The 10242-nt window shown below is 42.6% G+C and carries 8 protein-coding genes and 1 pseudogene; 4 read left to right on the top strand and 5 right to left on the bottom strand.

What is annotated here, in order from left to right; translation table 11 throughout:
* Positions 1-416 precede the first annotated feature (416 nt).
* A complete protein-coding gene (locus P2A85_RS16840) occupies positions 417-1430 on the top strand; it encodes an Rpn family recombination-promoting nuclease/putative transposase (RefSeq protein ID WP_377473994.1) in 1014 nt (337 codons plus the stop codon).
* 62 nt (positions 1431-1492) lie between these two features.
* A pseudogene (locus P2A85_RS16835) lies at positions 1493-2572 on the top strand (TIGR03032 family protein).
* Positions 2573-2716: 144 nt separating this feature from the next.
* On the opposite strand, the gene murJ reads toward P2A85_RS16835, so the two are convergent.
* On the bottom strand, positions 2717-4330 hold the full coding sequence (murJ, locus tag P2A85_RS16830; RefSeq protein ID WP_377473992.1) for a murein biosynthesis integral membrane protein MurJ: 1614 nt from the start codon (positions 4328-4330) through the stop codon (positions 2717-2719).
* A gap of 170 nt (positions 4331-4500) precedes the next feature.
* Here murJ and sfsA point away from each other — a divergent pair, with 170 nt between their 5' ends.
* Positions 4501-5229 (top strand): DNA/RNA nuclease SfsA, encoded by a 729-nt coding sequence (gene sfsA, locus P2A85_RS16825; protein WP_341735396.1) that lies wholly within the window; start codon positions 4501-4503, stop codon positions 5227-5229.
* Positions 5230-5478: 249 nt separating this feature from the next.
* Here sfsA and P2A85_RS16820 read toward each other — a convergent pair whose 3' ends face one another.
* Entirely contained in the window at positions 5479-6153 is a 675-nt protein-coding gene (locus tag P2A85_RS16820) for a lysozyme inhibitor LprI family protein (protein ID WP_377473990.1), read from the bottom strand.
* Positions 6154-6311: 158 nt separating this feature from the next.
* Between P2A85_RS16820 and P2A85_RS16815 the strand changes: the two genes are divergently transcribed.
* Positions 6312-7634, top strand: coding sequence for an aconitase/3-isopropylmalate dehydratase large subunit family protein (locus tag P2A85_RS16815; RefSeq protein ID WP_377481553.1), 1323 nt, complete (start codon positions 6312-6314; stop codon positions 7632-7634).
* Positions 7635-8090: 456 nt separating this feature from the next.
* Here P2A85_RS16815 and P2A85_RS16810 read toward each other — a convergent pair whose 3' ends face one another.
* From P2A85_RS16810 to queG, 3 genes are all read right to left on the bottom strand, one after another.
* Positions 8091-8723 (bottom strand): HAD-IA family hydrolase, encoded by a 633-nt coding sequence (locus tag P2A85_RS16810; protein ID WP_377473988.1) that lies wholly within the window; start codon positions 8721-8723, stop codon positions 8091-8093.
* A 61-nt stretch (positions 8724-8784) separates the two neighbouring features.
* On the bottom strand, positions 8785-9225 hold the full coding sequence (locus P2A85_RS16805; protein ID WP_377473986.1) for a hypothetical protein: 441 nt from the start codon (positions 9223-9225) through the stop codon (positions 8785-8787).
* A complete protein-coding gene (queG, locus tag P2A85_RS16800; RefSeq protein ID WP_377473984.1) occupies positions 9197-10132 on the bottom strand; it encodes a tRNA epoxyqueuosine(34) reductase QueG in 936 nt (311 codons plus the stop codon). Before queG ends, P2A85_RS16805 begins: the two co-directional genes overlap by 29 nt.
* Positions 10133-10242 lie beyond the last annotated feature (110 nt).

Below are 10242 nucleotides of genomic sequence, written 5' to 3'. Positions count from 1 at the left end.
GTTAACTTGAGGTAGAGTTATCATGGGTTGTGCTTTAGGTATAGTGGTTTGTAGTTGAGCTTGTAGGGTGCGTCAGGAGCGAAGACTTACACTTAATGGGAAAAGCTGCGGTACTGACGCACCCTACTATCTATCTTGGGACAGATGAAAACCCAAATTTTTGACATTAATAACCTAACAAGGCTCTTTTTGATTGTCAATAGGTTGTTGGGTGGGGGCGGGTTTACGAGATTGTTGGTTTCAGGCAATTATTGTGGGTGAACCCGCCCCTACATTCAAGAGGTAGATGGCGATTTCTGGTTGGGTGGGGGCGGGTTTACGAGATTGTTGGTTTCAGGCAATTATTGTGGGTGAACCCGCCCCTACAAAAAATATTATGATATAATTCCGAATTAAACGGAAATGGTTATGACACTATGAAATTCATTAACCCCAAAACTGACTACGCCTTTAAAAAAATCTTTGGTTCCGATCAAAGTCAAGATATTTTAATTAGTTTCCTGAATGCAATTGTCTATCAAGGTGAGACTTTCATCACTTCTTTGGAAATTATCGACCCCTACGCACCCGGTAGAATTTCTGGTTTAAAAACGACTTATTTTGATGTGAAAGCTCTCTTGAATAATGGGGAAAATGTGTTGATTGAAATGCAGGCATTTAATGTGCCTGCTTTTGGGAAGAGGATTCTTTATAATACAGCGAAAATGTATGTGAATCAACTGAAGTTAGGGGAAGTTTATCCAGAATTGAGAGCTGCTATCGGTGTGGCGGTGACAGATTTTATCATGTTTGATGAACATAGTAAAGTGATTTCACAATTTATGCTGAAGGAGGATGAGTTACTACTGAATTATCAGCATAGTCCGTTAAAATTAGTGTTTGTGGAGTTGCCTAAGTTTAATAAAACGCTGGAAGAGTTGACGAATATTACGGATAAATGGCTTTATTTTTTACGCAAAGCACCGGATTTAGAGGTGGTGCCAGCATCTATGTCAATTGTACCGGAAATTGAGAAGGCTTTTACCATTGCCGATCGCGTAAATCTCAGTTTAGAGGAAATAGATGATTTGGAAAAGCGGGAACAGTTTGAACGAGAACGAATAGGTGCGATCGAGTTGGGTAAGGCCCAAGGACGGGCCCAAGGGCGAACTGAAGGGCTGGCTGAAGGGCTGGCTGAAGGGCTGGCTGAAGGGCGAACTGAAGGGCGGGCTGAAGGCATACAAATTGGCGAACAAATTGGCGAACAAAGAGGTCAAATAAATCTGATTAAACGCCTATTGCAACGGCAATTAGGGGAACTAAATCAAGAAATAGAAGAGAGTTTGTTACGACTATCCTCAGAACAATTATCGGCATTAGGTGAGGCTATTTTCGATCTATCTAGTTTAGCTGATTTATCCAGTTGGCTAGAAACTAATTTTCCTAATTGAGCATGACTGAGGTGATGTCGATATTACAAGCTATAGCGTTACATTTAGGATAGATTAAGTATATGTCTTCAGATTCTATGAAGGACGATCGCACAAATGTCAATACAGTACACGAACACGAGATTTTTGGCGATCGCGATTTGCCATCTTGGTTAACCCAACAACAAATTAGTCTGGCTTGTACTACCTATCAAACCAGCAGGTTGATGTTAATCGGTGCTGCGCCAGAAACTAACAGAATCTCGGCTTTTTGGCGAATATTCGATCGCGCTATGGGACTTTTCTCCACGCCGGAACGCCTTTATTTAAGTTCAAAATATCAACTTTGGCAATTAGATAATGTCTTATAATCCGGGAAATTATACCAAGGATACGATAAATTATATATACCAGGAATCGGCTTTACTACAGGAGATATCGACATTCACGATATCGCTGTCGATAAAAATAATCAAATAATTTTCATTAGCACGTTGTTTAATTGTATCGCTACTTTGAGCGATCGCCACAGTTGCAAACCTTTATGGAAACCGCCGTTTATTTCACAGTATATCAATGAAGACCGCTGTCACCTGAACGGTTTGGCGATGGTGGATGGGGAGGCGAAATATGTCACGGCTTCGAGTCAGTCGGATGTGGTGGATGGCTGGCGCGATCGCCGAAAAAACGGCGGTATAGTGATTGATGTCGCATCTAATGATATTATTGTTACGGGATTGTCGATGCCGCATTCTCCTCGCTGGTATCAGGATAAATTGTGGTTGTTGAATTCGGGCCGAGGGGAATTTGGTTATGTGGATTTAGAGACAGGGAAATTTCAGGCGATCGCGTTTTGTCCCGGCTATTTACGAGGGCTGGCTTTTTGGAAAAATTGGGCGATTGTTGGATTGTCGAAACCGAGGGGCGGTGACAATACTTTTAGCGGTTTAGAATTGGATGAGTTGTTGGTAGCTAAAGATGCTGAGGCTCGGTGTGGGATGATGGTGATAGATTTGAATACAGGGGCGATCGTTCATTGGTTGCGGTTTGAAGGGATTGTCACGGAACTGTATGATGTGCAGGTGATTCCGGGAGTGCAAAAGCCGATGGCTTTGGGTTTTCAGACGGATGAAATTGCTCAGTTAATTACTTTGGAACTTTAACCGCTGATGGTGGCGGATAGGCGCTTTGGAACGCTTCGGAGTGTTGGTTTGGGTTTAAGGGCGAGATCCCTTTACGATGTTTTTTGTAATGAAGGACTCTCGCGCTTTTGTTGATTGCTTGAATCGGCCACAAATTTCGGATATCTATTTGCCAAAACGTCCCCGAAGGCGATCGACAAACATATCAACTTCCGGCAATTTCATCTGACTAACAAACACCGCAAAAACTCCTAGCCCAGCCAAACTTGCGACACCCAACTCCACCAATTGAATTACCAAACCTTCTGTACCTAAAACTCTTTGACATCCTTGCAGAGTCGCCAACGCCACAAAAGCCGTGAGAGAACTCCCAGAAGCTAATCCCAGAAATGGCAAACTCCACTGTCGCCAAGGTAGCCCACCCAGCTTTTTATCTAATAAGTACAAAAACATAATCATCGAAACCAGATTCACTGAAACTGTGGCTAAAACTAATCCCGGTGCACCAAAAGCTCCTACTAACAAATAATCCAACAAGCCATTCAAAAAAATATTTATAATACTGATGCGAAAAGGCGTTTCTCCATCTCCCAAAGCATAAAATACCCTCACCAAAACATCGCGCCCTAAATACACAAACATTCCAATACTGTAAGCAATCAATATCGGTGTGACAAACTCAGAAGCTGATTGACTAAAAGCATAGCGTTCATAAACAACCCGCACAATCGGCTTAGCCAGTGTCACCATTAAAGCGCTCAAGGGCATCATTGTCAGGGCAGTTAAAATCAAAGCTTGACGAATTTTATCTTTTAATTCCGGCCAATCTGCGGGTTCCGTGAGGCGAGAAAATATTGGCAAAAATGGCACGAGAATTACATTAGAAATGATGCCTAAAGGTGTCATTACCAACAAGCCCGCATACCCCATCGCAGATGCAGCTTGAGGGATGTAGGATGCGAAAAATAGGTCTGTGTAGACATTAATTTGCAACATTCCTGATGATAAAGTAGCCGGAACCATCACCTTAACTACTTCTTGCACTCCAGGACGTTTAAAATTAAACCGCAAACGCAATTTTCCCAAACCTGCACGCCACTGCGCTGCTAGTTGCACTAACCACTGCAAAATTGCTCCCGCGAGAGTGCCCCAAGCTAATACTAAACCACCCATTAATGCGTATTGTGGTTGAATAATTTTGTCTCCGAGTTGTAGCGCCAGAATCCCTAAACCGCCGATGAGTGCCACACTGGAAAATAAGGGGCTAATGGAAGGAAGCCAGTACATATCGGCAGCATTAAGAGTGCCAAAACCAATGCCGATTAAACCTGAAAGTAATGCCATCGGTGCCATAATCCGAAATTGTTGAATGGCGATCGCTTTTATTTCTAAACCTTCTGCTGTTCTACTTAATCCCGGTGCTACCAAATCGATCATCGGATCGGCAAAAATAATTAAAGCGACTGTTACTAACAGTAGCAAACCACCGACTAAAGTGGTGATAGTTTCAACTAGAGGTGCTGCTTCTTTTTTATCCAGACGGGCTAAAACACTGACGATCGCGCTGTGAAACGGCCCGTTTATACCTCCGAGTAAAATAAATAAGAAACCGGGGATGACGTAGGCGTAGTTGTAAGCATCGACGGCGACACCGACTCCAAAGGCTGCGGCGATCGCGATTTGGCGCACTAAGCCAAAGACTTTGCTAATCAAAGTGGCGACTGCGACAATGCCGGCAATTCCAGCTAGGGAACGAGAGGGCTTTTGTAATTGGGACACAAAGGGTTAAAAACGCTAACAGTGAAAGGTTTCACTTAGTTTAATCGGAAATGTTGACTATAGTACCATGAATTCATAAAAAATCTCTTATCAATTACCTAGGACTTACACATTTTGCTGATGACTGGTATATTGATGACTGCCAACAAATCACTAATTAGCGATAAATGATGAGCGATTTTATTTACACCTATCCACCTCTGTTGCCGGGTATTTTAATTAAACGATACAAGCGATTTTTTGCAGACATTGAACTAGATTCGGGAGAAATTATCACCGCCCACTGTCCGAATACTGGCCCGATGACTGATGTTTATCTTCCCGGTAATCCCGTGTTTGTATCTCCCAGCGATAATCCTAAACGCAAGTTAGCTTATACTTGGGAATTAATTAAAGTGTGCGATACTGTACCAACTTGGGTGGGAGTTAATACGGGATTGCCCAATAGAGTGATTAAGTTAGCTTTGCAATTGCGATTGTTTCCTGAGTTGGGTAATTACAGTGTTATTCAACCGGAAGTTGTGTATGGTCAAGATAAAAAAAGTAGGGTAGATTTTGTGCTAACTGGTGAGGATAATTCTATTTTTATAGAAGTTAAAAATACAACTTGGGCGAAGGAAGAATTGGCTTTATTTCCTGATACAGTTACAGAGAGGGGACAAAAACATTTGAGGGAATTGATGGAAGTGGTGCGGCTGGGTTCTAGGGCTGTAATGCTGTATTTTATTAATCGTGGAGATTGTACAGATTTTGCGCCTGGGGATAGTGCCGATCGCCTTTACGGAGAATTGTTCAGACAGGCTATAAATGTAGGTGTAGAGATTTTGCCTTGTCGGTTTGATGTGACACCGGAAGGTATTCGTTATTTGGGATTGGCAAAATTGAATCTAGGGGAATAGCGAATTGGGAATGGTGATAACTTAAAACTGAAACCCATAATAAATGTCGCTTTCAGTCTAGTCTAGATCCCCCTAAATCCCCCTTAATAAGGGGGACTTTGAGAAGATTTCTTGTCCCTCCCTTATTAAGGGGGGCTAGGGGGATCTAGACTTAAATACAAACAAGAAATACCGTTGGTTTGATGTTAAGTTATCACTAAGGATTAGCAATGCCCAATGCCCAATTCCCAATGCCCAATTCCCAATATTCTAACGACCTTGCTGGGAAAAATTAACTAAATCTTGAGTTCTATCTTCGGTCATCCGAATCAAGGAAAGTTTGCTGTCACCATTAGATAGATAACTCTCAAATTTGCTGTTAGCATCACGGAAACTAATCCAGGCTCTTTGTGCTATCTTGAGTTGAGATTGACGGGAGACAGAAAGATTGTCGATCGTATTTTGATAAACTTGATTTAATTTGCGATCGACTGTTTGATAATTGCGACTTTTCGGCTGAGGCATCTGGTTTTGTAGATAACTGTTCAATTCCGAGACCCGCTTTTTAGTCAAATCTGTCCGACAGTTATTAGTAATTAACGGTGCTATTGTGCCACCTGCAAATGCACTTTGGGCAAATTTGCAATCGGCATCGCGAAAGGAAATCCAAGCTTTTTGTGCTATAATTAGTTGTGAGCGATGATTGGCAGAAACAAGATTGCGGACTTGATTGTAAATTAGATTCAGTTGTTTGTCGGCGCGCTGATAGTCTACTGCCGAACAAATGTTTAACTCGCTTTGAGTTTGGGAATTTTTGCAATTAGGTTGCTGTGCTACATAGGTTTGAGGAAAATTTTGAGGATTCGTGGCGATCGCCTTTGTGCTCAAACCAATAAATGTTGCTAAACTGAGGCTGGTTCCCAATAACAATTTTGACAAATTCATATAAAGCCCTCTAATTTCAGAGATAAGCGAGACTACACAGCCATCCAGACTCAAACCGGATATTTTGCTATTTCTTTAACTTGTACTTTCAGTAACTACGAATGGTTCGCTTACAATTACAATATGTAGCATCTAATCAAAAAAAAGGCGATCGCACTATGGGAATGACTCTCACCGAAAAAATATTAGCCAAAGCATCAGGGCGCACCAAAGTTGAGCCTGGAGAAAACATTTGGGTACAAACCGATGTATTGATGACCCACGATGTCTGCGGCCCCGGCACTATTGGCGTATTCAAAAAGGAATTCGGCGAAAATGCTAAAGTCTGGAATCCAGACAAAATCGTACTCATTCCCGACCACTACATTTTCACCAACGATGAACGTGCTAATCGCAACGTCGATATTCTGCGGGATTTTGCCCAGGAACAAGGGATAAAATACTTTTACGACATCACGGATCGATCGAACTTTAAAGCAAATCCCGACTACAAAGGCGTTTGCCACATCGCCCTCGCCCAAGAAGGACACACACGACCAGGCGAAGTCTTATTCGGTACAGATTCCCACACCTGCAATGCCGGCGCTTTCGGACAATTTGCCACCGGCATCGGCAATACAGACGCAGCTTTTATCTTGGGAACCGGTAAACTGTTAATCAAAGTTCCGGCCACCATGCGGTTTATATTCAACGGTGAATTACCAGATTATTTGTTAGCAAAAGACCTGATTTTGCAAATTATTGGTGATATCGGCGTTGCCGGTGCCAACTATCGCGCCATGGAATTTGGCGGCGATACAGTTGACCGTTTGACGATGGAAGAACGGATGACGCTATGCAATATGGTGATTGAAGGTGGTGGCAAAAACGGCACGGTGGCCGCTGACAAAACAACCTTGGATTACGTCAGTGCTCGGACTAATGTGCCCTTTGAGGTATTTTGCAGCGATAATGATGCTAAATTTTATAGCGATCGCACCTATGATGTCACCCAATTAGAACCCGTAGTCGCCAAACCGCATTCTCCCGACAACCGGGATTTAGCACGGAATTGTCGCGATGTCAAGATCGATCGAGTTTACATCGGTTCCTGCACCGGCGGCAAAACCTCCGACTTTTTGAATGCAGCGCGAATTATCAAAGGAAATCAAGTCAAAGTCCCGACTTATTTAGTGCCAGCAACTCAGAAAGTTTACGAAGATATGTTTACCACAAAATACGATGGTCAAACCCTGTCGGAAATCTTCCTAGCCGCCGGCTGCATCGAACCAGCAGCACCTTCTTGCGCCGCTTGTTTGGGCGGGCCAAAAGACACTTTTGGGCGAATGAACGAACCCGAAATTTGTGTGTCTACAACTAACCGAAATTTCCCCGGCAGGATGGGAAATAAGGAAGCTCAAGTTTATCTCGCTTCGCCTTATACAGCCGCCGCCTCTGCTTTGACTGGGTATGTCACTGATCCGCGCGAATTCTTGTCTTAGAAAATTAAGGTAAGGTGCGCGACGCGCACCTTAAAAGGTTAACGAATGTCAAAAAAAGTCCTATTAATCAAGCTTCTTCCTTCTTCCTGAAGCGTTCCCTGAGCGTAGTCGAAGGGCCTTCTTCCTGAAGCGTTCCCTGAGCGGAGTCGAAGGGCCTTCTTCCTGAAGCGTTCCCTGAGCGTAGTCGAAGGGCCTTCTTCCTTCTAGCCGCGTTTTGCATCGGAAGGAGGGTTTGTGAAGCGTAACCAAGTTGCTAAAACTGCGACTGCACAGGTTGAAGCCAAACTAAAAGTCAAGAAAGTTTCTAAAGCTGACATAAGGCTGCTCCTATTTTGTGAATGAACAAACAAGTCTTGCTCTTCATTTTTATATCAGGCTCCATCGAGCTTTTCAAGCGATCGCCGACAAAGTTCTCACTACTTAACTTTTTGTAATATTCTGAAAAATAGCATTACATTATTCCCATTTATCTATAATTGGTATCAATTCTGCTGGATGTTCAATCAAAAAATCTGGACTGCTTGCAGCCAAAGCTGACTGAGAATTAAAACCCCAAGTTACAGCAATTACTTTAATTCCCGTTCTTTTAGCCGCCTCTATATCTCTAACTTCATCTCCGACATAAACTACTTGTTCTGGATTAAAGTTTTCTCGTCTTAGCCAGCGATAAATAATTTTGTGTTTACCAAAAGTTGTTGCAGAATCAATAAAATCAAAAACGCCCTCTAAACCATTATTTTTCATTGACACCAAGACATTTTCTCTAGAATTAGACGTAATAATTCCCAGTGTGAAACCTTGAGTTTTCAATTCTAATAAAACTTCTTTAATTCCGGCAAACAATTGGATATTGGCAATTTCATTGCGCAACTCTGCTTTTAATTTTCTAATCAGTAGGGGTAATTTGAAAAGAGAAATACCCGAATATGTTAGGAGTTGCCAAGGAGTTAAAGTGCTCAATTGAGCTAGTTCCTCTTTGGTTGCCGACTTAAAGCCAAATTCTGCTGACAAACGGTTGGTGATGCTCAGAAGAACATCGATTGTATCTGCTAAAGTACCGTCAAAATCAAAAATAATTACTTTGATCATTTAAACTATGTTGTGGGCATAGGGCATGGGTCATAGGGCATGGGGCATCGGGCATCAGGCATCAGGCATTGGTATTGTATAGCAAGCAGTCGTCAATTGGTTGACTGAGCGTAGTCGAAGTGCCAATTCCCAATTCCCAATTCCCAATTCCCAATTCCCAATTCCCAATTCCCAATTCCCAATTCCCCCAATTCCCAATTCCCAATTCCCAATTCCCAATTCCCCCAATTCCCAATTCCCAATTCCCAATTCCCAATTCCCAATTCCCAATTCCCAATTCCCAATTCCCAATTCCCAATTCCCAATTCCCAATTCCCAATTCCCAATTCCCAATTCCCAATTCCCAATTCCCAATTCCCAATTCCCAATTCCCAATTCCCAATTCCCAATTCCCAATTCCCAATTCCCAATTCCCAATTCCCAATTCCCAATTCCCAATTCCCAATTCCCAATTCCCAATTCCCAATTCCCAACTAACTATTAATTTGATTTGCCTTCGCATTTCGTCGCAGCATTTCTGGTTTAATTCGCCGCAATGCCGAAGCTGTAAATCTCCGGTTCCATTCTTCATCAGAAATTTCTGCTAATTCCGTCAGTGTCGGCGCTATATTTTCAGGATAAGGCTCAAATTCTGACATATCTGTTGGGTTAGCAAAACGCTGATTCCAAGGACAAACATCTTGACAAATGTCACAACCTGCTACCCAACCTTGTAAATTAGAGGCTATTTGGTCTGGCAATTTTTCGGATCGATTCTCGATCGTATGATACGCTATACATCGATCGGCATTAACGACAAAAGGCTCAGTAATTGCCTCCGTAGGACACGCCTCAATGCAGCGAGTGCAAGTACCGCAATGTTGAGTATGCCCAGAATCTGGTACTAACTCCAGATTCGTCAAAACTTCGCCCAAAAACACCCAAGAACCGTATTCCCGCGAAATTACATTACCATTTTTGGCAATCCAGCCAATCCCAGCCCGTTGCGCCCACACCTTATCCTGAATTGGCCCGGTATCAGCATAATACCGCGCTTCGATGCCTTCACCTTGCGATCGCACCCAATCTGCCAACACCTTCAGTTTTTTGTGCAGGATTTTATGATAATCCCGTCCCCAGCCGTAGCGAGAAATTTTCGCATATTCGGGGCTTTCGGGACGTTGATGAGGCGTGTAGTAGTTGATAGCAACACATATTAAGGACTTTACTTCTGGCATCAGAGTGCGAATATCCTGTCGTTTCGGGTTTGCCATCCATCCCATATCACCTTGATAGCCTCGATCCAACCATGCCTGCAATCTTTGAGACTCCTCATCATTCCCCTCGTTTACCAAGGCTATCCCCACCTTATTAAATCCCAAATCTAAGCATTTTTGCTTAATTAGATTGCTATTTATTAATGCATTCATAAGAAAAAGTAAGATATCACAATTTGTGCAATTAGTCTAGTAAGATCGACCAGTTTAGGATCAAGAATTATCATAGTTTCATAATCTTGATATTCAAAAATTTGATTTGT

It is taken from the genome of Microcoleus anatoxicus (genome assembly GCF_042465725.1).
Lineage (GTDB): Bacteria > Cyanobacteriota > Cyanobacteriia > Cyanobacteriales > Microcoleaceae > Microcoleus > Microcoleus anatoxicus.
Note: the sequence above shows the minus strand (reverse complement) of the source record. Positions and strands in the feature narration are given on the sequence as shown.

Coding starts and splice junctions, on each gene's coding strand:
- P2A85_RS16840 (WP_377473994.1), top strand. CDS start 417: ATGAAATTCATTAACCCCAAAACTGACTACGCCTTTAAAAAAATCTTT.
- P2A85_RS16805 (WP_377473986.1), bottom strand. CDS start 9,225: ATGCGAAGGCAAATCAAATTAATAGTTAGTTGGGAATTGGGAATTGGG.
- queG (WP_377473984.1), bottom strand. CDS start 10,132: ATGAATGCATTAATAAATAGCAATCTAATTAAGCAAAAATGCTTAGAT.
- P2A85_RS16820 (WP_377473990.1), bottom strand. CDS start 6,153: ATGAATTTGTCAAAATTGTTATTGGGAACCAGCCTCAGTTTAGCAACA.
- P2A85_RS16815 (WP_377481553.1), top strand. CDS start 6,312: ATGGGAATGACTCTCACCGAAAAAATATTAGCCAAAGCATCAGGGCGC.
- P2A85_RS16810 (WP_377473988.1), bottom strand. CDS start 8,723: ATGATCAAAGTAATTATTTTTGATTTTGACGGTACTTTAGCAGATACA.
- sfsA (WP_341735396.1), top strand. CDS start 4,501: ATGAGCGATTTTATTTACACCTATCCACCTCTGTTGCCGGGTATTTTA.